Origin of the sequence: Mycoplana rhizolycopersici, assembly GCF_013378445.1 — a bacterium.
Lineage (GTDB): Bacteria > Pseudomonadota > Alphaproteobacteria > Rhizobiales > Rhizobiaceae > Mycoplana > Mycoplana rhizolycopersici.
On the sequence record NZ_JABXYK010000007.1, the window covers coordinates 125,443 to 152,436 of the forward strand.

Genomic DNA, 26,994 nt, shown 5'->3' on the forward strand with positions numbered 1-26,994 from the left:
GAGGTAGCAAAAAGCTATGCGGCTTCTCTCATGTCCAGCACAAAATGGCGAACGGTTTTCGAAGTGTTGGCGGCCGCGGATATCGATGTAAAAGGCGTCGGAGTATAATTCGTCGGCAATCAAAAGGAATGGTCTCCTGTATTTCCAGGATTGTATTCGCCTCATGACTATATAGATTTTCGCCTTTGAATATTTATCCCTTGGTGGAGATCGAGCGGATTGAGTTTAGGCGTATCGTGGTTAAAGAGCGGCCGAACAATGTGGCTGCGGAACGCGTACCGCAAGACATCGATGCTATGCTAGCCGCGATCGAAGCCACGGGAAAGCTCTTCCCCATTGAAACAACCGAGCAAGGTTTCCGCATCATCGGGCACGTGAAGTAGGTAGGTGTCTTCTCTGAAAGCATTCATTGCCGGACAACGACCGCTAGAAGGCCCAAAGGAGACGCGACGAGACGGCAGTTCCGACGCTAAGCGATCTTGAGAGCGGCCAGGTCACCATTGCTCAAGGATGTCAAATTGGCTTCGATCTTCTCGATCGACCAATCCCACCAGGCAATTTCGAGAAGGTCGTTTATCACCTCGGCGGGATAACGCATTCTAATAACGGCGGCCGGATTGCCACCAACCACTGCATAAGGTGGTACATCGCGAGCGACAACCGAGGCTGCGGCCACGATTGCGCCCGCACCAATGCGCACGCCTGGCATGATTGCTGCGTCGTGGCCGATCCACACGTCATGGCCGACGACCGTGTCTCTGACAGGCAGGTCCTTGTAGCCAAATGTCTCGGGCTTGAAGATCCGAAATGGATATGTCGTGAAACCAGTCATTGGATGATTGGCCGAACTGGTTATGAAATAACTGCCCCGAGCAATCTGCACAAATTTGCCAATCACCAGCCGCTCGCGACATGCGTGACCGAGATAGGGTGCCAGTATCTGGGCCGTTTCTTCCGGTGTTCCAGAATGCGTGAAATAGCTGAAGTCGCCGACCTCAATACGCGGATGGTCAATAACGTTCTTCAGGTAAACCGTGTCCGAATAGACTCTGCCGTCAGGTAGAGTGATTGGGTGGATTGCGTCCGCATCGAGCAGCAACATGGAGAACCTTTTCGACTGGCCGATTGCCGCGCAACGGGAAGGTCTCGGCGCGATGGATAATCTTGAATATCTGAGCGGACCGACGATATCGCAGCTAAGGCGTCAAATCGAGCTTGCCGCCCTTATCGCTTCCATGAATAGTTTTCATGAGAAGGTCCCAAGTACAGGATCACGATGACCGCTTCGGCGTTGAGCGGCAGACGTCTCTCGGCCCCGATCCAGCCGGTCGTTGCATGATGGATGATGTCTCCTATTGGCGCGAAGCGGCCGGTGCCATTTTATGCTGAGTTGGGTTGGACTAAATGTCTCCGGTCTGCCAAAAGACCTGAGGACGCGACTGCCGTTATCTCTAGAACGGGGTCGGGCAACCGATTGACGTCACGTTGCTGCCGCGAGAGCACGCCGGCCGTCCTGCCTTGACCGATAAAGACCGACTCTATCCCCCGCGGGAGACGGCTCCTTTTGGCGCGAAGCAGGCGCGGCGACGTCGGCATTCGGGACCCGTTGCGGACATGTTGCAGTCTGCCGCGTGAAGCCTGCGCTCAGCGTACCGCCGCTCCCGTCTCCCAGTAGGGCGCCGGGCCGTAGAGGTCGGCCAGGTAGTCGATGAACACGCGGACCTTGGCCGGCAGGAACTGGCGGCTGGCGTAGATTGCCGAGAGCACGACGTTACGCGAGCCTTCGTATTGCGGCAGCACCTGCACGAGCCTGCCGTCGCGAAGTTCCTCGCCAATGTCCCAGGTCGAGCGCAGCGCGATCCCCATGCCGGCGATCACCGCCTCGCGCACCACTTCGCTGGAATTGGTGATCAGCGATCCCTGCGGACGGTAGGAGACCGGACCGTCCGGCCCCTCGAGCCGCCAGACGTCCTGGCTGTGCGGCGGTATGCAGACGTGGCTTCCGAGATCGGCGATGCCATCCGGCGCGCCATGCCGTTCGAGATAGGAAGGGGCGGCGACGAGGATGCGTCTGACGGGCGCCAGCCGCCGCGCCACGAGCGAGGAGTCCTGGAGGTCGCCGATGCGGATCGCCAGATCCAGCCCTTCGCCGACGATGTCGGAGAAATCGTCGGTCAGCAGAAGATTGACGACCAGTTCCGGGTTGGCATCCATGAACCCCTTCAGGTGCGGCGCGATGTGCAGGCGGCCGAAAGAGGTGGGCGCCGAAACCTTCAGCATCCCCTTCATCGCGCCGGCGCGCCCCGACGCGAACGCTTCCGCCTCCTCGATGCCGGCAAGGATGCCGAGGATGCGCTGATGAAAGCCCTGGCCGGCCTCCGTCAGCGAGATTTGCCGGGTTGTGCGCTGCAAGAGCCGCGTGCCGAGCCGCTCCTCCAGGCGCTTGATGCGCTTGGAGATGACGGCCGGCGAAAGGCCGAGCGCGCGCCCGGCCGCAGACATGCTGCCGGTCGTCACCACGCGCGAGAAAATTTCGAGGTCGCCCAGGTTTGTCACAAATGCGCTCCACTTTCGCCGTAGTGGAAAAGGTGCTTAGCATTTGCCTGCCCCTCCGCAAAGTGGTAAAGAAAAAATACCATTTTGATATCAATCGGGAGGTCGGGGATGGAGCAGATCGGCTTTCTGCCGCCTAAGGCAGCAGTGCTGGCGCGACGCGACGAGATCGTCGGCGACCTGCTGGATCTGCTTCCGGAAGGCTGTCTGGTGCACGAGCCGCGCGAGCTCGTTCCCTTCGAGACCGATGCCTTCGTGTCCTACCGGCGCGTCCCGCTCGCAGTTGCCCTGCCGGAGACGACGGCGCAGGTGGCCGCGGTGATGAAGTACTGTCATCGCTACGGCATACCCGTGGTGCCGCGCGGCGCGGGCACCTCGCTCGCCGGCGGCGCCATTCCGCAGGAAGACGCGGTCGTGATCGGCCTTTCCAAGATGTCGCGCATCATCGATATCGACTATGCCAACCGCACCGCGACGGTGCAGGCCGGCGTCACCAACCTTGCGATCTCCGATGCCGTGTCGCCCGACGGCTATTTCTATGCGCCTGACCCGAGCTCGCAACTTGCCTGCACGATCGGCGGCAACATCGGCATGAACTCCGGCGGCGCCCATTGCCTGAAATACGGCGTGACGACGAACAACCTGCTCGGCGTGAAAATGGTGCTCGTGGACGGTACCGTGATCGAACTCGGCGGCAAGGCGCTCGACGCGCCCGGCCTCGACCTGCTCGGCATCGTCTGCGGCTCGGAGGGCCAGCTCGGCATCGTCACCGAGGCGACGGTTCGGCTGATCGCCAAGCCGGAAGGAGCGCGGCCGGTGCTCTTCGGCTTCGACAGTTCGGAGGACGCCGGCGCCTGCGTGGCCGACATCATCGGCGCCGGCATCATTCCCGTCGCGATCGAATTCATGGACAGGCCGGCGATCTCCATCTGCGAGGCCTTCGCCGGCGCCGGCTACCCCGACGATGTCGAGGCGTTGCTGATCGTCGAGGTCGAGGGCTCCGAGACGGAGATGGACGACATGCTCAGGGCGATCATCGAGATCGCCCGGCGCCATGGCGTCAAGGTGGTCAAGGAGAGCCAGTCCGCCACCCAGGCCGCGCTGATCTGGAAAGGCCGCAAGTCGGCCTTCGGTGCTACCGGGCGGGTCGCCGACTATATCTGCATGGACGGAACGGTGCCGCTGAGCCAGCTGCCGCATGTGCTGCGCGGCACCGCCGAGATCATCGAGCGCCACGGCCTGCGCGTCGCCAACGTCTTCCACGCCGGCGACGGCAACATGCACCCGCTGATCCTGTTCAACGCCAACGATCCCGAGGATGCGGCGCGTGCCGAGCAGGCGGGCAACGAGATCCTCAAGCTCTGCGTCGATGTCGGCGGCTGCCTGACCGGCGAGCACGGCGTGGGCATCGAGAAGCGCGACCTGATGCGGCATCAGTATGCCGAGGTCGACCTGAACCAGCAAATGGCCGTGCGCGCGGCCTTCGATCCGCAATGGATCCTCAATCCCTCGAAAGTCTTCCCCCTGGAAGGGCGGCCGGCCGCATGAGCGTCATCCACGATCCCCTGTCCGAGGAGGCCACCTCCCGGATCATCCGTGCCGCCGTGGCCGCATCCTCTCCGCTGGAAATCCGTGGTGGCGGCACGCGCACGCTGTCTGCCGGCGGTGCCGGCCACGATATTCTCTCTTCCGCCAGCCTGTCGGGCATCGTCGCCTACAATCCGGCCGAAATGACCATGACGGCCAAGTCCGGAACGCCCCTCGACGACGTCGAGGCAGCCCTTTCTGAATGCCGGCAGATGCTCAGTTTCGAGCCGCTGGACGTCCGGGCGTTGCTCGGTACCGGCGGCATTCCCACGATCGGCGGCGTCTTCGCCACCAATGCCTCCGGCCCGCGTCGCTTCGTCGCCGGTGCGGCCCGCGACAGCCTGCTGGGCGTTCGCTTCGTCAACGGCTCCGGCGAGATCGTCAAGGCCGGCGGCCGGGTGATGAAGAACGTCACCGGCCTGGACCTTGCCAAGCTTATGGCGGGTTCGTTCGGCACGCTTGCCTTTATGACGGAAGTCACCTTCCGCCTCCTGCCGGTGCCTGAAACCGCGCTCACCGTCGTGGTCTCGGACCTCAACGATGCACAGGCGGCGGCCGCCATGGCGACGGCCATGTCGATGTCGGTGGAAGTGTCGGGAGCGGCGCACCTGCCCGAAAGCGTGCGCGGGCGTTTCCTCGGCGGGCGGCTCGCCGATGGTGCCGCCACCGTGCTTCGGCTGGAAGGGCTTTCCGCCTCCGTTTCCGTGAGGGCCGAGAAATTGACGGCCGCGATGGCCTCCTTTGGTCCGGTCGGCACGCTGGATCCCGCCGATACCGCCCAGCTCTGGCGCGAGATCCGCGACGTCCACGCTTTCGCCGACGGCACCGCGCGGCCGGTCTGGCGCATATCCGTCGCCCCGACCGCGGGCCACCAACTGGTCGCAGCCCTGCGGCTCGAAACCGGTGTCGATGCCTTCTATGACTGGCAGGGCGGCCTGGTATGGCTGCGGATGGAGGCCGATCCAGAAGCGGAACTCGTTCGCCGCTACATCAAGGCGCTGGGGGGAGGGCATGCCACCCTGCTTCGCGCCGCAGCAGACGTGATGGCGGCGACGCAGGTCACCCAGCCACAAGGCGAGGCGATCGAGGCGCTGAATGCGCGGATCAAGGAAAAATTCGATCCGGCCGGGATCTTCGCCGGAAATGTCGCGACCGGGGCGCGGTACTGATGCAGACCAATTTCACCGCTGAGCAGCTTGCCGATCCGCACGTCGCAACGTCGGAAAAGATCCTGCGCAAATGCGTCCATTGCGGGTTCTGCACCGCCACCTGTCCGACTTATGTCACGCTCGGCAACGAGCTCGACAGCCCGCGCGGGCGCATTTACCTGATCAAGGACATGCTGGAGAACGGCCGTCCGGCGGACGAGCAGGTCGTCACCCACATCGATCGCTGCCTGTCGTGCCTGTCCTGCGCGACCACCTGTCCTTCGGGCGTCGACTACATGCACCTCGTCGATCATGCCCGTATGCATATCGAAAACACCTATCGGCGGCCGTTCTGGAACCGCGTGACGCGCAACGTGCTTGCCGCCGTTCTGCCCTATCCCGCGCGCTTCCGCATGGCCCTGCACGCCGCAGCCCTTGGCCGACCCCTGGCCGGCTTCCTGAAAAAGGTGAAGGGGCTGGAGGCGTTCGGCGCCATGCTGGACCTGGCGCCGCGCAAGGTTCCGCGGCCCTCGCCGAGCGCCCGTCCCGGCACGCACATGGCAGCCGGCGCCCGTCGCGGCCGGGTGGCGATCCTGTCGGGATGCGCCCAGCCGGTGCTGAAGCCGGAGATCAACGAGGCGACGATCCGCCTCCTGACGCGCCTCGGCGTCGAGGTCGTGGCGCCTGCCGGCGAAGTCTGCTGCGGCTCGCTCGTCCATCACATGGGCCGCGAGGCGCAGGCGCTGGAAGCCGCGCGCCGCAATGTCGACGTGTGGCTGCGCGAGGTCGACAACGGCGGTCTCGACGCGATCATCATCACCGCCTCGGGCTGCGGCACGACCATCAAGGATTACGGCTTCATGCTGCGCCACGATGCAGCCTACGCGGAGAAGGCAGCGCGCGTGTCGGCACTCGCCAAGGACGTGACGGAATATCTTGCGACCCTCGACCTGCCGCAGCAGGAGATGAAGCGCGTCAACGTCACCTATCACTCCGCCTGCTCCATGCAGCACGGCCAGAAGATCACCATGCTGCCGAAGACGCTTCTGAAGAACGCGGGCTTCACCGTGCGCGATCCGGCGGAAGGCCATCTGTGCTGCGGCTCGGCCGGCACCTACAACATCCTGCAGCCGGAAATTTCGCAGAAGCTGAAGGCCCGCAAGGTCCGGAACCTCGAGGCGACCAAGCCCGATGTGATCGCCACCGGCAACATCGGCTGCATCACCCAGATCGCCACCGGCACCGAGGTGCCGATCGTCCACACGATCGAGCTTCTCGACTGGGCCTATGGCGGGGAAAAGCCGGCGCTTTTGGGGTGAGGTGACCGGCCGCCGCCCTCCCTTATCTCCACCGGGGAGAAGGTGGAGAAAGACGCCGGATGCTTCACGACGATCGGAAACCTGCCTTTTCGACTCGTCGATCCCCTGCTCGAAAGCAAAACGGGCGCCGAAGCGCCCGCAATCTGATCCGACGAAGTCGCGGAAGACTTATCCGCCAAGGCTGCCGAACAGCGTGCGCAGCACGTCCACGCCGCGGTCGTCGAAGCTCACCTTGCCTTCCCGGCCACCGGGACCGACCACGATCACCTTGGCGCCGACATTGGCGCGGGCGTAGAGGTGCTCGACGTCCTTGTTCATCATGCGGATGCAGCCGGACGACATGTTGAGGCCGATCGACCAGGGCTCGTTCGTGCCGTGGATGCGGAACGCCGTGTCGTGGCCTTTCTTGTTGTAGAGGTAGAGCGCACGCGCCCCGAGCGGATTGTTGATGCCGCCCTCCATGTAGGCCGGCAGGATCCGCCCCTTCTTGCGCTCGCGGACGACCATTTCCGGCGGCGGCGTCCACCCCGGCCACTCGGCCTTGCGGCCGACCTTGACGACGCCCGACCAGCCGAAGCCCTCGCGGCCGACGCCGATGCCGTAGCGGATCGCGCGGTTCTTGCTCTCCACGAGGTACAGGAACTTGTTGTTGGTATCGACGATGATGGTGCCGGGACGTTCGTCCGTCGTCAGCCGCACCATGCGGCGATGGTACTTCGCCGGCACAGGCTTCTGCTGTGCCACCTGCACGACGTCACCGGTCGTCGCGTCGGGCGCGCCTGGCCGGCTTGTGTTGAAAGCGTGTGCGTTTGCCGCCGGCAATACGGCGCAAAGCGTAACAGCGCCCGCGACCAGCACGGGGACGAGTTTCCTCATGTTTTTACCCTCTCCGATCAATATATTTCACGGGAAGGCTAGCGAACTCTCCCGGCAATTCAAGCGGTCGGCGCCATAGAGGGCCAATGTGAAGGCAATGAGGCGGCAATAAGGAAAAGGGTGTTGCCCACTGCGCACACTGAAACGGCGGCCTGAGGCCGCCGTCCGAAGAAGGGCGCGAATGAAGGGCCGGTCAGATGACGATCACCTTCGTCCCGACATTGACGCGTTCGTAGAGATCGATCACGTCCTCGTTGCGCATGCGGATGCAGCCGGAAGAGACCGCGTAGCCGATCGTCCACGGCGCATTGGTGCCGTGGATGCGGTAAAGCGTCGAACCGAGATACATGGCCCGCGAGCCGAGCGGGTTTTCCGGGCCGCCCTCCATGAAGGCCGGAAGGTAATGGCCCTTGGCGGCTTCGCGGGTGATCATTTCCTTTGGCGGCGTCCAGCTCGGCCATTCGCGCTTGGCGGTGACCTTGTGCGTGCCGGCCCATTCGAAGCCCGGCTTGCCGACGCCGACGCCGTAGCGCTTTGCCTTGCCGTCGCCCATCACCAGGTAGAGGAAGCGGTTGTTCGTGTCGATGACGATCGTGCCCGGCCTGTGCGTCGTGTCGTAGTCGACGATCTGCGGCAGGAACATCGGGTCGAGCTGCGTCTGTACGGGCCGGGCACCGGTGACGGCCGCCAGTTGCACGCCGCCCGCTGCCGGCGCCGTCGCCGGCTGCTGGCGCATGATGCGGCGCTGCTGCGCCTGCTGGCGGTTGACGATCCTGCGCGAAGTGACGGCGGGCTGCACGCCCTGTCCGGTCAACTGCATCACCCAGGGCGCGGTCAGGTCCGGGCTGACCACGACGGGCGGGCGGGTCGCATAGCGGTCGTTGGCCTCAGCGGCCGGTGCCGCAAGCGCAAGGCAAGCAGCGATCAGAAGCGATTTTTTCAACATCGGGCGTACTCTCAACCTTTCGCCGGGCGTGACGACACGGCCGCCCGCGGGGAGCGGCGGATGTCGGATAGCAAGGCGCGCCTTCACGGCGCCTCGGTTGCGATGCTCGCACCCTGCGGGAAGCGAATGGTAAATTCCTCTTCATGAGAAGGCCGCCGATGCCGGAAACCTCCGGGTAGGGTTATTGTCCCCTTTCCAAATCTGGTTGACGAGTGGTAAACGGGAACAAAAAGGAAACGCATGGAGCGGGACATGACGGTACGAGGGATCATTGCGGGCGACGACGGGCGCGAGCGCTGTGCATGGCATGGCAACCTCGAGGATTATCGCCGCTATCACGACGTGGAGTGGGGGCGGCCCGTCACCGATGACTTCCGCCTGTTCGAGAAAATCTGCCTGGAGGGTTTCCAGTCCGGCCTGTCCTGGCTGACGATCCTGCGCAAGCGGGAGAACTTTCGCGCAGCCTTCGCGGGCTTCGACTATGACAAGGTGGCGGCCTTTGGCGATGACGACATTGCCCGCTGCCTCGCCGACGTAGGCATCGTGCGCCATCGCGGCAAGATCGTCTCCACGATCAACAATGCCCGCCGCGCCCAGGAAATGCGGGAAGAGTTCGGCTCGATCGCGCGCTATTTCTGGAACAACGAACCGCCTGCAGCGGAGCGGCCGGCGGTGATGGACTTCGAGACGCTGATTGCCAATCCGACCACGCCGACCTCCAAGCGCGTCTCCAAGGATCTGAAGAAGCGCGGCTGGACCTTCGTCGGCCCAACCACGGTCTACGCCTTCATGCAGGCGATGGGGCTGGTCAACGACCATCTTGCCGGCTGTTTCTGCCAGCCGGAAGTCGACAGCCTGCGCCGGGATCTCGACCGCTCCTTCAGCGCTGTCGCCGTCAATTGAGGGCGTCCACGGCAGCGATTCCCTTTTTCAGAGATAATGAAGCTTGCGCGAGGGTTGCGCCGCCGTGCCCGGCGCGGCGGTGACGGGTGTATTTTCTGACGAATCATGTATCGTTCCGGTTGCGGGGCGATCAGATGACTGATTCAACTGGGGGAAATACTGCGTTGGACTGGGTGCACCGTTCAGAGCTAAATGATTTAGCCAACGGGGAAACGATGACGCATAGCGGCCAAGAAATCGAGGCTTGGGCCTGCAGCAAGGCTCAGGAAATAGTGTTGCGCGAGGGATTCAATCTCATCCGTTCCGCGCGCGACGGCAACAATATCGAAATCAGACTGCACAGCATGACGCTCGCCAAGGTCATTGCGGCTTCGCTTGTCGAGGCATCGAGCACGATCGAAGCGAACCCGGGAAAATAATCGGCGGACCAAAGGTGAACGGGCCCGGTCCTGTTGGCCGGGCCCGTTCCTTTTCCGCTTTACTTGGCGTTCTGCTCCAGCCAGGTCTTCATCATTTCGATTTCACCCTGCTGTGCCCGGATCACCTCTTCGGCGAGCTTGCGTATGGCGGGATCCTTTCCGTATTCCAGCTCGACCCGCGCCATGTCGATCGCGCCCTGGTGATGGGCGATCATCCCGCGCACGAAATCCACGTCCGCATTGCCGCTGAACGCGAAATCCATGCCGGCGTGCATCCTGGCGTTCGCCTGCGCGAAGGCCTGGCTCGCCGGTCCCTGATCGCTTTTCGGTGCGCCCATGTCCATCGTCTGATGGCCGGAATGGTCCATGCCGTTTGACTGTTCCTGTGCGAGGGCGGGCATGGCGAAAAGGAGCGCAAGGGCCGCGCCCCGCGCCAAGAGTCTGATGTTCATGTGATGTCCTATCTGAATTCCAGTGTATCCGGTCTGCGGAAAGAGCGCTCCGCAGGGGTGACGTCTTCAGAGGGGAAGGGCGCGGGGCGGGGGTACCGGCGGCATGATCTCGTCGCCGATCAGCGGCGAACCGGACCCAAACCGGCGGCTTTCATGCTGTATGGCCGGGCGGACGCTGTCGATTTCGCTGATGACGGCAAAGCAGGCCGAGCAGAGAAGCGGATGAACGCCGCCATGTTTCTTGCTCTCGCGATCGGCATGACCGGTATGCTCGGAATGTGCCGCCCGGTCGCTGGCCGTGTCGTGAGGCGCGTGCTCGCTCACCATGGTCGCGACATGCAGCGACGCGGCCATCACCGGCGTCCAGCCGGAGAGCGCAGCCGCGATGAACGCGAGGATAAGCAGGAGCCGTCTCATGTCCAAGATCTAGGACGGCTCGGGGGCGAGGAAAAGCCCTCTGCGCCATTTTTGGCGCCCGGCCGTTTCCGAGCGGCGAACCGGCCGCCGCCCTTGCCGCGTCGGGCCCAATCCGCTAGGGAAGCGACCCGAATGTATTCTCAGAAATTCCGGGCGTCCCGATGAGCGAAAAGCAGAAGAAACCGCAGAAACTGAAGGCCCGCCTGCCGCGCGGCTTCGTCGACCGCACGGCTGCCGACATCCGCGCCGTGGACGAGATGACCGCGAAGATCCGCGAGGTCTACGAGCGCTACGGTTTCGACCCGGTCGAAACGCCGCTGTTCGAATATACCGACGCGCTTGGCAAGTTCCTGCCCGACGCCGACCGCCCGAACGAGGGCGTGTTTTCGCTGCAGGACGACGACGACCAGTGGATGAGCCTGCGCTATGACCTGACCGCGCCGCTCGCCCGCCACGTGGCCGAAAATTTCCAGGAAATCCAGCTTCCCTACCGCACCTACCGCGCCGGCTACGTCTTCCGCAACGAGAAGCCGGGCCCCGGCCGTTTCCGCCAGTTCATGCAGTTCGACGCCGATACGGTGGGTGCTGCCGGCGTCCAGGCGGATGCCGAGATGTGCATGATGATGGCCGACACGATGGAGGCGCTGGGCATCAGGCGCGGCGACTACGTGATCCGGGTTAACAACCGCAAGGTGCTCGACGGCGTCATGGAAGCGATCGGGCTTGGCGGCGAGGAGAATGCCGGGCGGCGCCTCACGGTTCTGCGCGCCATCGACAAGCTTGACAAGTTCGGCCCCGAGGGCGTGCGGCTTCTGCTTGGCGAAGGTCGCAAGGACGAGAGCGGTGACTTTACCAAGGGAGCAGGCCTCGGCGCCGACCAAATCGAAAAGGTCCTCTTCTTCGTCGGCATCAAGGACTATGCCGAAAGTGCCGCCCAGCTCGCCGAGCTCGTCGCCGGGACTGGACGGGGCGCGGAAGGCGTCGATGAACTGAACCAGATCGGCCATCTGGTCACCTCCGCCGGCTACGACAGCGATCGCATCAAGATCGACCCCTCCGTCGTCCGCGGCCTCGAATACTACACCGGCCCCGTCTTCGAGGCGGAGCTGCAGTTTGCCGTCACCAACGAGAAGGGCGAGAAGGTCGTGTTTGGCTCGGTCGGCGGCGGTGGTCGCTATGACGGGCTCGTCTCGCGCTTCATGGGCCAGCCGGTGCCGGCTACCGGCTTCTCCATCGGCGTCTCGCGCCTGATGACGGCTTTGAAGAACCTCGGCAAACTCGGACAGGACGAGGTTGTCGCCCCCGTCCTCGTCACCGTCATGGATGGCGACACAGACAGCATGGGCCGCTACCAGCGCTTCACCCAGGCACTGCGCTCAGCCGGCATCCGCGCCGAAATGTACCAGGGCAACTGGAAGAAGTTCGGCAACCAGCTGAAATATGCCGACCGCCGCAACTGCCCGATCGCGATCATCCAGGGCGGCGACGAGCGTGCGCTCGGCGTCGTGCAGATCAAGGACCTGATCGAGGGCAAGCGCCTTGCAGGCGAGATCGAGGACAACGTCACCTGGCGCGAGGCGCGGGTGGCGCAGGTCGTCGTTTCCGAAGAGGACATGATCCAGCGCGTGCGCGAGATCCTCGCTCACCAGGCCGACGACCGCAAGCGGGCGGGCAGGGGCTGATGGCGATGGCTGCCGCTTGCGTCCAAATACCAAGGCTGCCCCTCACCCTAGCCCTCTCCCCGCAGGCGGGGAGAGGGAACCGGGGAAGGCGCGGCGTCCGTCCTTCTTCCTGCCCGCGGGGAGAAGGTGCCGGCAGGGGGATGAGGGGCGAGGTGGCGGTGACGGCCTCGAATGAGGCCATCCCATGCCGCTGATCAATCTCCCGGCCTTCGCGCCCGATCTTCTGGCCGCTTTCGAGAGCCTCGATACCGAGCGCGTCGACACGCCGGTCATCCAGCCGGCCGAGCCGTTTCTCGATATCGCCGGCGAGGACCTGCGCCGCCGCATCTTCCTGACCCAGAGCGAGACCGGCGAGAGCCTGTGCCTGCGGCCGGAATTCACCATTCCCGTCTGCTTGCGCCACATCGAGACGGCGACCGGAACGCCGAAGCGCTATGCCTATCTGGGCGAGGTCTTCCGCCAGCGCCGCGAGGGTGGCAGCGAATTCTATCAGGCGGGCATCGAGGATCTGGGCACGCGCGACTTCGCGCTCGCCGATGCGCGGGCCGTCGCCGACGCCATGTCCGTTCTCACGACGCTGCTGCCGGGGCGACCGCTGACGGTGACGATGGGCGATCAGGCTGTCTTCGAGGCGGTCGTGGCCGCCCTCGGCCTGCCGGCCGGGTGGCAGAAGCGGCTGGTGCGCGCCTTCGGCGAGCAGTCGCAGCTCGAGGCGCTGATGCTGCGGCTCGCCAGCCCCGAGCATGTCACGGGCCTCAGCCCCGAGATCGAGGCGCTCGTGGAGACCGGCGACGACGAGGCGCTTGTCGCCCACATCGACGGCGTGATGCAGGCGACCGGCTACCTGACCAATGCCAGCCGCGCGCCGAAGGACATCGCCCGCCGCCTGAAGGACAAGCTGGCGCTGGCGGGAGCCTCGCTCGATGCCGCAAAGCTCGACATCCTGCGCGAGTTCCTGTCGCTCAACGTCAGCCTGCGCTACGCGCCGGGCGTTCTCGACGACTTTGCGGCGAGCACCGGCCTGCCGCTTGACGCCGCAGTTAAGGCCTTCGATGCGCGCGTGGCCGCCTTTGCCAATGCCGGCGTCAAGCTCTCCGACATCACCTGGCGGGCCGCCTTCGGCCGTCCGCTCGACTACTACACCGGGCTCGTCTTCGAGATCACCATGCGCGGCGACCATCGCGTGCTCGCCGGCGGCGGCCGCTTCGACCGCATGATGTCGCTGCTGGGGGCCGCCGACGATATCCCCGCCGTCGGCTTTTCCCTGTGGCTCGACCGCATCGAACACGCAATCGAAGAAGGTGCGCGCGCATGACCGTCACCATCGCGCTTCCCTCCAAGGGCCGCATGAAGGAGGACGCCTCGGCGATCCTCGAACGCGCCGGCTACCGCATTACCTCCGTTGGCAACGACCGCTCCTACCGCGGCCGCGTCGAAGGGCGCGACGACATCGAGATCGCTTTCCTCTCGGCTTCCGAGATTTCGCGCGAGATCGGCAACGGCACCGTCGATTTCGGCGTCACCGGCGAGGATCTGGTGCGCGAAGGGCTGGCCCGGGCCGATGAGCGCGTCGAGTTCTGCGCCCGCCTCGGCTTCGGCCACGCCGATGTCGTGGTCGCCGTGCCGGAGATCTGGCTCGACGTCGAGACGATGGCCGACCTCGGAGACGTGGCCGCGGACTTTCGCGCCCGCCACGGTCGCAGGTTGACGATCGCCACCAAGTACTGGCGCCTGACGCAGCAGTTCTTCTCCGGCAATCACGGCATCCAGCTCTACCGCATCGTCGAGAGCCTGGGGGCGACGGAGGGCGCGCCCGCCTCCGGCTCGGCCGACATCATCGTCGACATTACCTCGACCGGCTCGACGCTGCGGGCCAACCACCTGAAGATCCTCTCGGACGGGGTGATCCTGAAGTCCGAGGCCTGCCTGGTGCGGGCGCGCAAGGAGAGCCACGACAGCGATCCGGTGGTGGCCGAGATCGTCGCAGCGGTGCGCGGCGCGCTCTGAGGCCTCCGGCCTGGCTGCAGGACGGCCGCGCACTCATCCGGTTCCGTCACGCCGGACCCGATCCGGCGTCCAGCCGCGCAAGTCCTTGCGCGAAAAGAGCATTTCCCCCGCCGCAGACGCGGCGCCGCTGGACACCGGCTCGGGGCCGGTGTGACGGAGGAGAAGGAAATCGCGCTGGATGCGATCGAGCCGCCGCAGCGCACCCTCTTCGGCCCGCAACTTGCCACGCCACCACTTGCCCCTTTCCCCACGGCCGCCGGCGTCCTATCTATGCTGCACCGCAATTTCCAGGAGCAGCCCGTGACCGATCTGTCCGCCTTCCCGATCACCCAGAAATGGCCCGCCAAAAATCCCGATATCATTCAGCTCTATTCCCTGCCGACGCCGAACGGCGTGAAGGTATCGATCGCGCTGGAGGAACTGGGTCTCGCCTACGAGCCGCATCGGGTGGATTTCGGGGGCAACGAGCAGAAGTCGCCTGAATTCGTCTCCCTCAATCCGAACGGCCGGATTCCGGCCCTGATCGATCCGCACGGCCCGGACGGCAAGCCGATCGGCCTGTTCGAATCGGGCGCGATCCTCTGGTATCTGGCTGAAAAGACCGGAAAGCTTGTGCCTTCAGACCCGGCCGGAAAATACGAAACGCTTTGCTGGCTGATGTTCCAGATGGGCGGGGTCGGCCCGATGTTCGGTCAGTTCGGCCATTTCTACAAGTTCGCCGCCGACAAGGTCGCCAACAATTCCTATCCGATGGAGCGCTACCGCGATGAATCAAAGCGCCTGCTCGGCGTGCTGGAAGGGCGGCTGCAGGGCCGGCAGTGGATCATGGGCGAGACCTATACGGTCGCCGACATCGCGCTGTTTCCCTGGGTGCGCGGCGCGGACATCTTCTATGGCGGCCGCGACGTGCTCGGTTACGGCGATTTTCCGGCCGTGATGGGGTGGCTGGATCGTTGCATGGCGCGCCCTGCTTCGCAGAAAGGGCTCGACGTTCCCGCCAAGGAGTGACGCAGTGAAGCGCCCGGACGGCGCGCATCCGCGTTGACGCGGGCCGTCCGGGCGCGCTACCTCTTTGTGCAAAAGCATCGAGGGCAGGAACATCATCGTGACGGGAAGATTGGTAGTCGTCGGCGGCGGCCAGGCCGCATTTGCCCTGGTTGCAAAGCTCAGGGCGCTGAAGGATGCGCGGCCGATCACCATCGTCGGCGCCGAGGCGAGCCCGCCTTACCAGCGCCCGCCACTGTCGAAGAAATATCTGCTCGGCGAGGCCGATCTCGGCCGCCTGCATTTCCGGCCCGAAAGCTGGTACCCGGAACACGATGTCGACCTGCGGCTTTCCTCCGAGGTCACCTCCGTCGACAGGGCTGCCAAGACCGTCACGCTCGGCGATGGTTCGATGCTTTCCTATGACACGCTCGCCTTTGCCACCGGCGCGGCTCCCCGCCGCCTGCCGGCCGAAATCGGCGGCGACCTCGACGGTGTCTACACCGTTCGCGACTATCTGGACGCCGACCGGCTCGGCATCGAGATGTCGGAAGGGCGCCGGGCGCTGATCGTCGGCGGCGGCTATATCGGGCTGGAGGCGGCCGCGGTCGCCCGCGGCAGGGGGCTCGAGGTCACGGTCATCGAAATGGCCGACCGCATCCTCCAGCGCGTCGCCTCGCCTGCGACTGCCACGATCCTCAAGGCGATCCACATCGCCCGCGGCGTCGACATTCGCGAGAAGACCGGCCTCGTCCGGCTGATCGGCGAGGATGGCCGGGTGACGGGCGCCGAGCTTTCCGACGGGTTCGTCCTGCCGGCCGATATCGTGATCGTCGGCATCGGCGTCGCGCCGAACGATCGGCTCGCCCGCGAGGCCGGCCTGGAGGTCGCAAACGGCATCGTCGTCGATGAACATGCGCGCACCTCCGATTCGTCGATCTTTGCCATGGGTGATTGCGCGGTGCTGCCGTTCGAGGGGAGCCAGGTGCGGCTGGAGTCGGTCCAGAACGCGGTGGATCAGGCCGAGGCTGCCGCCGCCGTGATCGCCGGTGGAACCGAGCCTTACGTGCCAAAACCATGGTTCTGGTCGGACCAGTATGACGTGAAGCTCCAGATCGCCGGCTTCTGCATGGGCTACGACGACACTCTCGTGCGGCCCGGCCAGCGCGAAGGCAGCGTCTCCGTATGGTATTTCCGCCAGGGGCGGTTCATCGCCGTCGACGCGGTGAACGACGCCAAGGCCTATGTGGTGGGCAAGAAGCTCCTGGAGCAGGGACGAACGCCAGAGCGGGCGGCGCTGGAAGATCCTGCGACGGACCTCAAGACGCTGACGCTATAAAGCCGCCCTGCTCCGGAAACCGGAGGGCCTGTTTCAGGTATATTAAGTATCTTCACGTTGCCTCAGAACGACGGGGCACCGGCAGGCCGCCAGTTCATGCATTCTTCAGCTTTCTCCGGCTGAGTGCGGTAAAATCGCACTCGAACGGACTTCACATGTTGCGCATCGTTACCTGCCTGGCCGTGGAACATGATCTGCGGCTGGTTCTTCTTGCTGCTCTCGTCTGTTTTCTCTCCTGCTACACCGCCGTTTCGCTGATCCAGCGCGCCAGATCCGCCGAGGGGAACGGTCGCGCGCTGTGGCTTTGCGTCGCCGGCGTGGCCAGCGGCTTCGGCATTTGGACGACGCATTTCATCGCAATCCTGGGTTATGACCCCGGCGTGGTCGTCGGCTACGGCATGGAACTGACCCTGGTGTCGCTTCTAATCGCGATCGCGTTGACCGGGCTCGGGGCGGCTCTGGCCACCTATCTCTCCGGAAGCACTGCCGCGGTCGCGGGGGGCATCGTCGTCGCGGCAGGTATTAGCGCGATGCACTATCTGGGCATGGCTGCGCTGGAGTTGCCGGGAGACATCAAATGGGATCCGGTCCTGATAGCCGCTTCGCTAGTTGCAGGCGCCCTGTTCTGCGGCGCTTCGTTTGCGCAATTGGAGCGCCATGCGGGTGCTGCCGCTCGCCTCGGTGCCGGCCTTCTGATGACGCTCGGCGTGGTCTCGCTGCATTTCGTGGGCATGGCATCGGTGACACTCGTGCCTGGGCCGATGGCGGTGGACGACACAGCAATCCTCTCGCCGGGCCTGATGGCATTGCTGATGGCGCTCGTTGCCCTCTCTCTCCTGTCGGTCGGGCTGATCGCGACCGTTTTTGCAAGAAAGGCCGAATCCGCCGCCACCGAAAGCATGCGGCAGTTCGCGATGCTTGTTCAGGGCGTCTCGGACTACGCCATCTACATGCTCGATCCCAAGGGCGTGGTTTCCAACTGGAATGCCGGCGCCGAACGGAACAAGGGCTACAAGGCCCACGAGATCGTCGGTCGGCATTTTTCGCAGTTCTACGGTGAGGAAGACCGCAAGGCCGGCGCGCCTGACGTTGCCCTGGAGAATGCCCGCCAGCACGGAAAACACGAGGCCGAAGGCTGGCGTTATCGCAAGGACGGATCGCGCTTCTGGGCCAACGTGATCATCGATGCCATCCACGAGGAGGACGGAACGCTCGTCGGCTTCGCCAAGATCACCAAGGACGTGACGAAGGAGAAGGCCGACGCCGATCGCATCGCCGAGGTCAGCCGGAATCTCGATCTGGCCCTGGAGAACATGTCGCAGGGTCTGTGCCTGTTCGACAGTGACGAGCGGCTGGTCCTGTCCAATTATCGCTGTGCCGAACTCCTGAACCTGCCGGGCCGCATGAATGTCGGCCTCAGCTTCCGTGAGCTAGTCGACGGTGCGTTCGCCGCAGCCTGCGAACTGCCCGAGGTCTGGCTTCTGAAGGCGCCCGAGTTCTACGCCCGGCACCGGAAGATCATCCGCGAGGGCGGCGGCGCGATCGTGGAGATGCTTCCGGGCGGAATGTCGGTTCAGGTCAAGTATCGCACCTTGCCGAACGGCGGCTGGGTCGCGACCTTCGAGGACATTTCCGAGCGCCTGCGCAACGAGGAACAGATCGCCCACATGGCCCGGCATGACGGCCTGACGGGATTGCCGAACCGCGCGCATTTCAACGACATGCTGGCGGCGGCCATCGAGCATGCCGGACGTTCGGACGGAAAGGTCGCGACGATCGGCATAGACCTGGACCGATTCAAGGAAATCAACGACACGCGCGGACATGCGGCCGGCGACCAGGTGCTGGTCACGCTGGCGGATCGCATGCGCGCCTGCCTCGGACCGGACGAAAACGTCGCGCGCTTCGGCGGAGACGAATTCGCCGCCTGCAAGCGGTACGACGATATCGCCGATCTCAACGGCTTCATTCAGCGGCTGGAGCGTTGCCTCCAGTCTGAGGTGGTGATCGACGGATACGAACTGAAGCCGGGAGCCAGCCTCGGTGTCGCGATCTACCCGCAGGACGCGGACAATCCCGAGGCGCTGCTGAACAACGCCGATCTGGCGATGTATCGCGCAAAGGACGCGCTGACGCAGACGGTCTGCTACTACGAAGTGTCCATGGACGAAGTCGCCCGCGATCGCCGGGCCATCGCCAAGGACCTGTGGCTGGCCGTGGAGCGTAACGAATTTTACCTGCACTATCAGGTCCAGAAGGCCGTCGACAGCGGCTCCGTCACCGGCCTGGAGGTGCTTCTCCGCTGGCGGCATCCGGAACGGGGCATGGTATCGCCGGCGGAATTCATCCCGATCGCCGAAGAATGCGGTGCGATCCTTCCGATCGGCGAATGGGTTCTGCGCGAAGCCTGCCGCGAGGCGGCGAGCTGGAAGGAGCAGCACCGGATCGCAGTCAACCTTTCGCCGGTGCAACTGACCAATGCGGATGTGGCCGGCCTGGTCGGCCGCGTGCTCCAGGAGACCGGTCTGGATCCGAGGCGGCTGGAGCTGGAGATCACCGAATCGACGATCATCGGCGACAAGGAGCGCGCGTTGCGCGCCCTCCGCCAGATCAAGGCGCTCGGCGTCACCATCGCCATCGACGATTTCGGCACCGGCTATTCGTCGCTGGAAACGCTACGCTCGTTCCCCTTCGACAAGATCAAGCTCGACCGCAGTTTCATGAGCGAGGTGGAGCAGAGCGCACAGGCAAAGGCGATCTTGCGCGCGATCGTGGCCCTCGGTCAGACGCTCTCGGTGCCGGTGTTGGCGGAGGGCGTCGAAACGAGGGAGCAGCTCGACATCCTGCTGCTGGAAGGCTGCAACGAGGCGCAGGGCTATTTCCTGGGCCGCCCCGGCCCGGTGGGAGAAGGTGCTTCGCGGAAGGATGCCGCCTAACGGGCGGAATTCGCCGCTTCCGGACTGGCACTACGTCACGGCCGGGAGCGGCGACAAGGTGCTACTGTGCCGGTGAGATCCCGTGCCCATTTTCCACCTGGAAGCGGGGAAAGATGAAGACACCGATGATCGCGCCTGCATATCGGTGCTCCAGCCCCGTCGATTCCCCGACGCACAGAACCGGCTGGCGCCGGATGCCGTCGATCTCGATCGTGGTGGAGAAGCAGAAGGAGGAGGAAACCGTGGCTGCCTGCTCGAAGAGCTCCAGCACATGGTTGCGATCCTGCGGGGTATAACAGCGAACGAGATTGAGCAGGCCGCAACTGCGCTGCTCGAGCCGGTGCATGCGCGCCGCCCGCTCGCCGAGCTGAAAAAGCCCGTTGGACAGGTCGCCCGTCCAGCGCTCGATCGCGCAGTACTGCGTCAAGAGATCGTTGTCGGGTGAATCGAACGCGACGGTTCCCGTTACCAGCGGTGTAACGAAGGCAGTCTTGGCAATTTTGAACACGTTGAACCCCAGCTGGTCGCCGATATCGCGCGCCCCGTTCAGGTGCGCCGCTATCGGCATTCCTCGCCCCCCAAAAGCCTGACCGGGAAGGTGCGGCTTCCCGGTCTAGCCAAACTCGATCGACGTCTGCGCCAACATGTTTTTTTGTTCGCTCGCAAATGCCAACGAACCTGGTTTCGTCTCGTGCCGACGTCCGGAATGATGTGCTTTTGCTGATGGGAAAGGACATGCAGATCTTTGGACGTCAAAACGACGTCGCCGCTCGTGCCGTCGGAATGCCCCCAGCGTCAGTCCAGCTTCGCTGCAGCTTCTATACCGGCTTGATTGCAACCGGCAATGGGCCATCGGCAAAAAAATCTAATGGTTTGAGTAATTTCGCGTCGAATGACGGACGCAAAAACAGAAAGGGCGGCCCGAAGGCCGCCCGATCCGCATGCAGACTAGACTTTCGTCTAATTACATCATGCCGTCCATGCCCATGCCGCCCATGCCGCCCGGCATTGCCGGAGCGTCCTTCTTCGGCAGCTCGGCGATCATGGCTTCGGTGGTGACGAGCAGGCCGGCAACCGAGGCTGCGTCCTGAAGCGCGGTGCGAACGACCTTGACCGGGTCGACGATGCCCATGGCGATCATGTCGCCATACTCGCCGGTCTGGGCGTTGTAGCCGTAGTTGTCGCCATTCTGCTCGAGGATCTTGCCGACGACGATCGAAGCTTCGTCACCTGCGTTCTCGGCGATCTGGCGGGCCGGAGCCTGCAGGGCGCGACGAACGATGTTGATGCCGGCGTCCTGGTCGGCATTCTCGCCCTTGACCGAAAGCTGGGAGGAAGCGCGCAGCAGAGCGACGCCGCCGCCCGGTACGATGCCTTCCTGAACGGCAGCGCGCGTCGCGTTCAGCGCGTCGTCGATGCGGTCCTTCTTTTCCTTCACTTCGACTTCCGTCGAGCCGCCGACGCGGATGACGGCAACGCCGCCAGCGAGCTTGGCCAGGCGTTCCTGGAGCTTCTCGCGGTCGTAGTCGGAGGTGGTTTCCTCGATCTGGGCCTTGATCTGGGCAACGCGGCCTTCGATCTCGCTCTTCTGGCCTGCGCCGTCGACGATCGTGGTGTTCTCCTTGGAGATGGAGACCTTCTTGGCACGGCCGAGCATGTCGAGGGTGACGTTTTCGAGCTTGATGCCGAGGTCTTCGGAGATCACGGTGCCGCCCGTCAGGATGGCGATGTCTTCGAGCATGGCCTTGCGGCGGTCGCCGAAGCCCGGAGCCTTGACGGCAGCGATCTTGAGGCCGCCACGCAGCTTGTTGACGACGAGCGTTGCAAGAGCTTCGCCTTCGACGTCTTCAGCGATGATGACCAGCGGCTTGCCGGTCTGGACGACGGCTTCGAGAACCGGGAGCATCGCCTGGAGGTTGGAGAGCTTCTTCTCGTGCAGGAGAATGAAAGCGTCTTCCAGGTCGGCGACCATCTTTTCCGGGTTGGTGACGAAGTAGGGCGACAGGTAGCCGCGGTCGAACTGCATGCCTTCGACGACTTCGAGTTCGGTTTCGGCGGTCTTGGCTTCTTCAACCGTGATGACGCCTTCGTTGCCGACCTTCTGCATGGCTTCGGCAATGTCGAGGCCGACCTGCTTGTCGCCGTTTGCCGAGATCGTGCCGACCTGCGCAACTTCTTCCGAAGTGGAGATCTTCTTGGCCTTGGCCTGGAGATCCTTGACGACTTCCTTGACGGCGAGGTCGATGCCGCGCTTCAGGTCCATCGGGTTCATGCCGGCTGCAACAGCCTTGTTGCCTTCGCGAACGATCGCCTGGGCCAGAACGGTTGCGGTGGTGGTGCCGTCACCGGCGACATCGTTGGTCTTCGAAGCGACTTCGCGGACCATCTGGGCGCCCATGTTCTCGAACTTGTCTTCCAGTTCGATTTCCTTGGCGACCGATACGCCGTCCTTGGTGATGCGCGGTGCGCCGAAGGACTTGTCGATGACGACGTTGCGGCCCTTCGGACCGAGGGTGACCTTCACTGCGTCAGCGAGGATGTCGACGCCACGCAGCATCTTTTCGCGCGCGGTGCGGCCGAACTTTACTTCTTTGGCTGCCATTTCTTGAACTCCTGAAGAGGGGTGTCAGCGATAAATCGGAAAAGAAGGTATCGGCCGGATCAGCCGATGATGCCCATGATGTCGGCTTCCTTCATGATCAGAAGGTCTTCGCCGTTGAGCTTGACTTCGGTGCCCGACCACTTGCCGAAGAGGACGCGGTCGCCAACCTTGACGTCGAGAGCGACGATCTTGCCGCTTTCGTCACGGGCGCCGGAGCCGACGGCGACGATCTCGCCTTCCTGCGGCTTTTCCTTGGCGGTGTCCGGAATGATGATGCCGCCCTTGGTCTTTTCCTCGGACTCGACGCGACGTACGACGACGCGGTCGTGGAGCGGACGGAAGTTGGTGCTTGCCATTGTCTAATCCCTCGATCAAATGACATTTCCGGATCGGGAGCCGACCCGTTGGATGGGTGTTAGCACTCGCTGTTATTGAGTGCTAGCGGCTTCGAGATAGGCTTGGGTCCGGATGGAGTCAAGAATTGGCTCTCAAAAAAGTTGGTCACCCCGATCGATTGACTAGATTGGTGGGATTATGTTTAACAGTGGCATGGGGTTTGCGAATGCCCCACGAGGCGCCATGCCGAACTTCGCGTCCTTTAATATCCACAGAGGGACGTATCATGGCCTCCTATAACGCAATATCTCCCGACAAACTCGCGCGACTGATCGGTACGCCGAAAGCGCCTGTTATCATCGATGTGCGCGACGACGATGATTTCGCCGCCGCGCCCTCCCTGTTGCCATCGTCAATCCGCAAAGGTCACGCCGATGTCGAGGCCTGGGCCGCGGCCTATCGCGATCGTTGCGTGGTCGTAACCTGCCAACGGGGGCTGAAGCTCAGCGAAGGCGTTGCCGCCTTCCTGCGTCTAGCCGGTGCGCAGGCCGAAATCCTCGAAGGCGGCTTTGCCGCATGGCAGGAGGCTTCCCTGCCGCTCGTTCCCGTCAAGAGCCTGCCGCAAGAACGAGCGATCGGCGGCACGCTCTGGGTCACGCGTTCGCGTCCGAAGATCGACCGGATCGCCTGCCCCTGGCTGATCCGGCGGTTCGTCGATCCCGCGGCAAGATTTCTCTTCGTCGCGCCTTCGGAAGTGGGGGCGGTAGCCGAGCGGTTCGCCGCAACCCCCTTCGATGTGGAGGGCGTGTTCTGGAGCCATCGCGGCGAACTGTGCAGTTTCGACTTGATGGTGGATGAATTCGGACTGGAATTTCCTGCGCTGAAGCACGTTGCCAGGATCGTGCGTGGTGCAGACACCAACCGGCCCGATCTCGCGCCGCAGGCGGCGGGTCTGCTTGCGATCTCGCTCGGCCTGTCACGCACGTATGCCGATGACCTCGAACAACTCGAGGTGGGCATGCTCGTCTATGATGCGCTCTACCGTTGGGCGCGCGATGCCACCGACGAAAAGCACGACTGGGTCTCGCACACGCCGCGCAAGAGGGACGACCGTGGATAAGCCCGCGCTTTCCGGCGGCGCCGAAGTTTCGGCGCCGCCGCATCCGTCCTTTCGCGAGGCGCTCGGCGTCTGGATCCGCATCGGTCTCCTGAGCTTCGGCGGTCCGGCCGGCCAGATCGCGCTGATGCACAAGGAACTGGTCGAAGATCGGCGGTGGATCTCGGAGAGCCGGTTTCTGCATGCGCTGAATTACTGCATGCTGCTGCCAGGGCCCGAGGCCCAGCAACTGGCGACCTATATCGGCTGGCTCCTGCACGGCACGCGCGGCGGCATCGTCGCGGGAACGCTGTTCGTGCTGCCGGGTTTTCTCGTCATATGTGCGCTGTCGGCGGCCTACGCGCTTTTCCAGCGCACCGACTGGCTGCCAAATCTCTTCTTCGGCCTGAAGGCTGCGGTGCTGGCCATCGTCCTCGAGGCGCTGCTCCGGGTTGCAGGCCGCGCGCTGAAGACGCCGTTCGCGCGCCTTCTGGCAGCGCTCGCCTTCGTCTGCCTCTTCTTTCTGGCACTGCCGTTTCCGTTGGTTATCGCTGTCGCGGGCATCGCCGGCTACCTTGCCGCGCAGTCGTCCCCAGACCTCCTGCAACCGCCGGCCGGCCACAGGGCGCATGCGCCAGACAAGCCCTCTGTGATCGGAGACGCGTTTGCTGACAGGCGGCGTAGCCTCGGGGCATCGCTCGGTATAATCATTGTCGGCGCCCTGCTCTGGGCAGCACCCTTCGCACTTCTGCCGCTGCTTCCCTCAGGCCCCGGCGCTTTCGCCGCGATCGGCGTCTTCTTCTCCAAGATGGCGGTGGTGACATTCGGCGGCGCCTATGCCGTGCTGGCCTATGTCGCCCAGCAGGCCGTCGATAGCTATCAATGGCTGAAGCCCGGCGAGATGCTGGACGGCCTGGCGCTGGCCGAGACGACGCCGGGACCGCTGGTCCTCGTACTCTCCTTCGTCGGCTTCCTTGCAGCCTTTCGGGATACCGGTGGCCTCGATCCCCTCGTTGCCGGCCTGCTCGGGGCGTTCCTGACGACGTGGGTCACGTTCGTCCCCTGCTTCCTCTGGATATTCCTCGGCGCTCCCCATGTAGAACGCCTGCGGGCGAATACGGCCCTCTCGGGCGCGCTCGCCGCGATCTCGGCCGCCGTGGTCGGCGTCATCCTGAATCTCGCGATCTGGTTCGGCCTCCACGTGCTGTTCCGGCACGTCGGCACGCTCAAAGCCGGCCCGGTCTCGATGGCCTGGCCCGACCCGTCGTCAATTGACGTGTGGGCGTTGCTGCTGACGGTAGCCGCGGCGTTCATGCTGTTCCGCCTCGGGCTCGGCATTGTCTATACGCTCCTTGTCTGTGCTGTTGCCGGCTTTGCGCTCACCGCTGTCATTTAGGCCACGGCCCGGCAAAATTCGGCCAAGGCCCTTGTTTTCTCTGTCCGGCTTTGCGATGTCAGCCGGGCTCTGAAAAGCATCGGAATATCAGCATGGCCAAGCGCATCGACACTTTCAGCGAAATCACCGACCGGTACGATGTCGTGCTGTGCGACGTATGGGGGGTGCTGCACAACGGCGTCGAAGCCTTCGCGGGCGCCTCCGAGGCCTTGGCCGCGGCCCGGGCCGCCGGCCTCACGGTCGTGCTGATCACCAATTCGCCGCGCCCCTATCCGGGCGTTAAGGTGCAGATCCGCGGCCTCGGCGTACGCGACGAAGCCTATGACCGCATCGTCACCTCGGGTGATGTCACCCGGGCACTGATCTCGTCCGGGCCGGAAAAGATCTATTTCATCGGGGCGGAGAAGGATCACCCGCTGCTCGACGGTCTCGGTGTCGAGGTGGTCTCCGCGGAAGAGGCCGGTATCGTCGTCTGTGCCGGTTTCCGCGATGACGAGCAGGAAACGGCCGAGGATTACCGGGCGGAGCTGGAAAAGCTCGCCGCCCGCCACCTTGCCTTCATCTGTGCCAACCCGGACCTCGTGGTCGAGCGCGGGCACCGTCTGATCCCCTGCGCGGGCGCATTGGCAAAACTCTATGGCGAACTGGGCGGCACGTCGCTGATCGCCGGCAAGCCGCACCGCCCGATCTACGAAAAGACGATCGAGGAGGCGCGCGAGGTGCGCGGCGCGTTCGACCTGTCGCGCGTGATCGCGATCGGCGACGGCATGCCGACCGATGTCCGCGGCGCCGAAGCCTTCGGGCTTGACGTCCTCTATATCTCCGGCGGTATCCATGCGCAGGAGTATGTCGCGGACGGCAGGACGGACGAGGCGAAGCTCGAGGCGTTCCTGGCGCGCGAGCAGGCTTCGCCGAAGTGGTGGATGCCGCGCCTGCGATAACTGGACGGACGAAGGCCATGACCGTATTCCATCGCAACGAGACGAAGGAGCCGCTGCCGGGGCATCTGCGCGGCGGCGTGGTGGCGATCGGCAATTTCGACGGCGTGCATCGCGGGCATCAGTCCGTATTGCAGCGCGCCCTGGATATCGCCGCCGAGCGCGGCATGCCGGCGCTGCTTCTGACCTTCGAGCCGCATCCGCGCACCGTCTTCCGCCCCGACCAGCCGGTCTTCCGTATCACGCCGGCGCCGCTGAAGGCGCGCATCCTGGAAGGCATGGGCTTTGCCGCGGTCATCGAATATCCCTTCAACCGGCAGTTCTCGCAGATGTCGGCGGCGGACTTCGTCCAGCAGGTGCTGGTGGAGTGGCTGTACGCCGGCCACGTCGTCACCGGCTTCGACTTCCATTTCGGCAATGCCCGCGAGGGCGGACCTGCGTTCCTGATCGCCTCCGGCCAGAAGTACGGCTTCGGCGTGACCCTGGTCGATGCCTTCCGCGACGAGGCGGCCGAGGTTATTTCTTCCAGCCGCATCCGCGAGCTGCTGTCGGAAGGTGCTGTCACGGAAGCCGCCGGCCTGCTCGGCTATCGCTATTCCGTCGAGGCCGAGGTCATCGGCGGCAAGCAACTCGGCCGCACGCTCGGTTTCCCGACCGCCAACATGCAGCTGCCGCCCGAGGTCGCCCTGCGCACCGGCATCTACGCGGTCCGCTTCCGCCGCGCCGACGGCACGCTCTATGACGGGGTCGCAAGCTTCGGCCGCCGCCCCACGGTCGACAGCAACGGCGCGCCGCTTCTGGAGACGTTCGTCTTCGACTTTGCAGGCGACCTCTACGGCGAGATCTGTAGCGTCACTTTCTTCGAGCATCTGCGCGACGAATTGAAGTTCGACGGGCTCGACGCGCTGGTCGTGCAGATGAAGCGCGATGCCGAGGAGGCGAGGGCGCTTCTGGCCGGCGTGCGCCCGCTGGGCGCGATCGACGCCAAGCTCGCATTCTGATCGCCCAATTGCGGATGCGCCCCTTCCTTTTTTTGGCAAAAGCGCATAAACAACCGC

26 protein-coding genes are annotated in these 26,994 nt (G+C 64.2%); 17 read left to right on the plus strand and 9 right to left on the minus strand.

Annotated elements, in window-relative coordinates; genetic code table 11:
* Positions 1–185: 185 nt before the first annotated feature.
* Positions 186–383: a hypothetical protein gene (locus tag HV823_RS13180; RefSeq protein WP_176950185.1), complete on the plus strand. Its 198-nt coding sequence runs from the start codon at positions 186–188 to the stop codon at positions 381–383.
* Positions 384–469: 86 nt separating this feature from the next.
* Here HV823_RS13180 and HV823_RS13185 read toward each other — a convergent pair whose 3' ends face one another.
* A complete protein-coding gene (locus HV823_RS13185) occupies positions 470–1,102 on the minus strand; it encodes a CatB-related O-acetyltransferase (RefSeq protein WP_176950186.1) in 633 nt (210 codons plus the stop codon).
* Between HV823_RS13185 and HV823_RS13190 the strand changes: the two genes are divergently transcribed.
* Positions 1,101–1,280, plus strand: coding sequence for a hypothetical protein (locus HV823_RS13190; RefSeq protein ID WP_176950187.1), 180 nt, complete (start codon positions 1,101–1,103; stop codon positions 1,278–1,280). The genes HV823_RS13185 and HV823_RS13190 overlap by 2 nt on opposite strands.
* A 364-nt stretch (positions 1,281–1,644) precedes the next feature.
* Here HV823_RS13190 and HV823_RS13195 read toward each other — a convergent pair whose 3' ends face one another.
* Positions 1,645–2,556, minus strand: a complete 912-nt coding sequence (locus tag HV823_RS13195) for a LysR substrate-binding domain-containing protein (RefSeq protein WP_176950188.1) — start codon at positions 2,554–2,556, stop codon at positions 1,645–1,647.
* Positions 2,557–2,664: 108 nt separating this feature from the next.
* Here HV823_RS13195 and HV823_RS13200 point away from each other — a divergent pair, with 108 nt between their 5' ends.
* The 3 genes from HV823_RS13200 to glcF are packed head-to-tail and all read left to right on the plus strand — an operon-like array spanning position 2,665 to position 6,607.
* On the plus strand, positions 2,665–4,101 hold the full coding sequence (locus HV823_RS13200) for an FAD-linked oxidase C-terminal domain-containing protein (RefSeq protein ID WP_176950189.1): 1,437 nt from the start codon (positions 2,665–2,667) through the stop codon (positions 4,099–4,101).
* Positions 4,098–5,309 (plus strand): FAD-binding protein, encoded by a 1,212-nt coding sequence (locus HV823_RS13205; protein ID WP_176950190.1) that lies wholly within the window; start codon positions 4,098–4,100, stop codon positions 5,307–5,309. The genes HV823_RS13200 and HV823_RS13205 overlap by 4 nt, the downstream gene beginning before the upstream one ends.
* A complete protein-coding gene (glcF, locus tag HV823_RS13210) occupies positions 5,309–6,607 on the plus strand; it encodes a glycolate oxidase subunit GlcF (RefSeq protein ID WP_176950191.1) in 1,299 nt (432 codons plus the stop codon). Before HV823_RS13205 ends, glcF begins: the two co-directional genes overlap by 1 nt.
* A 168-nt stretch (positions 6,608–6,775) precedes the next feature.
* On the opposite strand, the gene HV823_RS13215 is transcribed toward glcF, so the two are convergent.
* Together HV823_RS13215 and HV823_RS13220 are read right to left on the minus strand one after the other, a co-directional pair.
* The gene (locus tag HV823_RS13215; RefSeq protein ID WP_176950192.1) at positions 6,776–7,483 is read right to left on the minus strand and encodes a L,D-transpeptidase; all 708 of its coding nucleotides are present in this window, start codon (positions 7,481–7,483) and stop codon (positions 6,776–6,778) included.
* A gap of 193 nt (positions 7,484–7,676) precedes the next feature.
* Entirely contained in the window at positions 7,677–8,429 is a 753-nt protein-coding gene (locus tag HV823_RS13220) for a L,D-transpeptidase (RefSeq protein ID WP_176950193.1), read from the minus strand.
* A 252-nt stretch (positions 8,430–8,681) separates the two neighbouring features.
* Here HV823_RS13220 and HV823_RS13225 point away from each other — a divergent pair, with 252 nt between their 5' ends.
* The gene (locus HV823_RS13225; RefSeq protein ID WP_176950194.1) at positions 8,682–9,332 is read left to right on the plus strand and encodes a DNA-3-methyladenine glycosylase I; all 651 of its coding nucleotides are present in this window, start codon (positions 8,682–8,684) and stop codon (positions 9,330–9,332) included.
* Positions 9,333–9,466: 134 nt separating this feature from the next.
* A complete protein-coding gene (locus tag HV823_RS13230) occupies positions 9,467–9,751 on the plus strand; it encodes a hypothetical protein (protein ID WP_176950195.1) in 285 nt (94 codons plus the stop codon).
* Between the two features lie 59 nt (positions 9,752–9,810).
* On the opposite strand, the gene copM is transcribed toward HV823_RS13230, so the two are convergent.
* Together copM and HV823_RS13240 are read right to left on the minus strand one after the other, a co-directional pair.
* Positions 9,811–10,203: a CopM family metallochaperone gene (gene copM / locus HV823_RS13235; protein ID WP_176950196.1), complete on the minus strand. Its 393-nt coding sequence runs from the start codon at positions 10,201–10,203 to the stop codon at positions 9,811–9,813.
* A 66-nt stretch (positions 10,204–10,269) separates the two neighbouring features.
* Positions 10,270–10,620, minus strand: coding sequence for a hypothetical protein (locus tag HV823_RS13240; protein WP_176950197.1), 351 nt, complete (start codon positions 10,618–10,620; stop codon positions 10,270–10,272).
* 161 nt (positions 10,621–10,781) lie between these two features.
* Here HV823_RS13240 and hisS point away from each other — a divergent pair, with 161 nt between their 5' ends.
* The 6 genes from hisS to HV823_RS13270 all read left to right on the plus strand — a co-directional run bounded on the left by hisS (position 10,782) and on the right by HV823_RS13270 (position 19,568).
* Positions 10,782–12,302, plus strand: coding sequence for a histidine--tRNA ligase (gene hisS / locus HV823_RS13245; RefSeq protein WP_176950198.1), 1,521 nt, complete (start codon positions 10,782–10,784; stop codon positions 12,300–12,302).
* A 184-nt stretch (positions 12,303–12,486) separates the two neighbouring features.
* The gene (locus tag HV823_RS13250; RefSeq protein WP_176950199.1) at positions 12,487–13,617 is read left to right on the plus strand and encodes an ATP phosphoribosyltransferase regulatory subunit; all 1,131 of its coding nucleotides are present in this window, start codon (positions 12,487–12,489) and stop codon (positions 13,615–13,617) included.
* The gene (hisG, locus tag HV823_RS13255) at positions 13,614–14,309 is read left to right on the plus strand and encodes an ATP phosphoribosyltransferase (protein WP_176950200.1); all 696 of its coding nucleotides are present in this window, start codon (positions 13,614–13,616) and stop codon (positions 14,307–14,309) included. The genes HV823_RS13250 and hisG overlap by 4 nt, the downstream gene beginning before the upstream one ends.
* A 300-nt stretch (positions 14,310–14,609) precedes the next feature.
* Positions 14,610–15,317, plus strand: coding sequence for a glutathione binding-like protein (locus HV823_RS13260; RefSeq protein WP_176950348.1), 708 nt, complete (start codon positions 14,610–14,612; stop codon positions 15,315–15,317).
* A 97-nt stretch (positions 15,318–15,414) separates the two neighbouring features.
* The gene (locus HV823_RS13265) at positions 15,415–16,632 is read left to right on the plus strand and encodes an FAD-dependent oxidoreductase (RefSeq protein ID WP_176950201.1); all 1,218 of its coding nucleotides are present in this window, start codon (positions 15,415–15,417) and stop codon (positions 16,630–16,632) included.
* A gap of 155 nt (positions 16,633–16,787) precedes the next feature.
* Positions 16,788–19,568: a bifunctional diguanylate cyclase/phosphodiesterase gene (locus tag HV823_RS13270; RefSeq protein WP_176950202.1), complete on the plus strand. Its 2,781-nt coding sequence runs from the start codon at positions 16,788–16,790 to the stop codon at positions 19,566–19,568.
* Between the two features lie 61 nt (positions 19,569–19,629).
* Here the strand turns inward: HV823_RS13270 and HV823_RS13275 are convergent, their stop codons facing one another.
* The 3 genes from HV823_RS13275 to groES form a co-directional block, all read right to left on the minus strand.
* Positions 19,630–20,136, minus strand: coding sequence for a hypothetical protein (locus HV823_RS13275; protein ID WP_210270782.1), 507 nt, complete (start codon positions 20,134–20,136; stop codon positions 19,630–19,632).
* Between the two features lie 396 nt (positions 20,137–20,532).
* Positions 20,533–22,170, minus strand: a complete 1,638-nt coding sequence (groL, locus tag HV823_RS13280; protein WP_176950203.1) for a chaperonin GroEL — start codon at positions 22,168–22,170, stop codon at positions 20,533–20,535.
* A gap of 59 nt (positions 22,171–22,229) precedes the next feature.
* Complete coding sequence (gene groES / locus HV823_RS13285; RefSeq protein WP_097135412.1) at positions 22,230–22,526, minus strand: co-chaperone GroES; 297 nt, start codon at positions 22,524–22,526, stop codon at positions 22,230–22,232.
* Positions 22,527–22,792: 266 nt separating this feature from the next.
* On the opposite strand from groES, the gene HV823_RS13290 reads away from it, so the two are divergent.
* From HV823_RS13290 to HV823_RS13305, 4 genes are all read left to right on the plus strand, one after another.
* A complete protein-coding gene (locus tag HV823_RS13290) occupies positions 22,793–23,626 on the plus strand; it encodes a chromate resistance protein ChrB domain-containing protein (protein WP_176950204.1) in 834 nt (277 codons plus the stop codon).
* Positions 23,562–24,998, plus strand: a complete 1,437-nt coding sequence (gene chrA / locus HV823_RS13295; protein WP_176950205.1) for a chromate efflux transporter — start codon at positions 23,562–23,564, stop codon at positions 24,996–24,998. The genes HV823_RS13290 and chrA overlap by 65 nt, the downstream gene beginning before the upstream one ends.
* Before the next feature lie 92 nt (positions 24,999–25,090).
* Positions 25,091–25,939, plus strand: a complete 849-nt coding sequence (locus HV823_RS13300) for a TIGR01459 family HAD-type hydrolase (RefSeq protein ID WP_176950206.1) — start codon at positions 25,091–25,093, stop codon at positions 25,937–25,939.
* A 17-nt stretch (positions 25,940–25,956) separates the two neighbouring features.
* Positions 25,957–26,937 carry a bifunctional riboflavin kinase/FAD synthetase gene (locus tag HV823_RS13305; RefSeq protein WP_176950207.1) on the plus strand — a complete coding sequence of 327 codons (981 nt, stop codon included), beginning with the start codon at positions 25,957–25,959 and terminating at the stop codon, positions 26,935–26,937.
* Positions 26,938–26,994 lie beyond the last annotated feature (57 nt).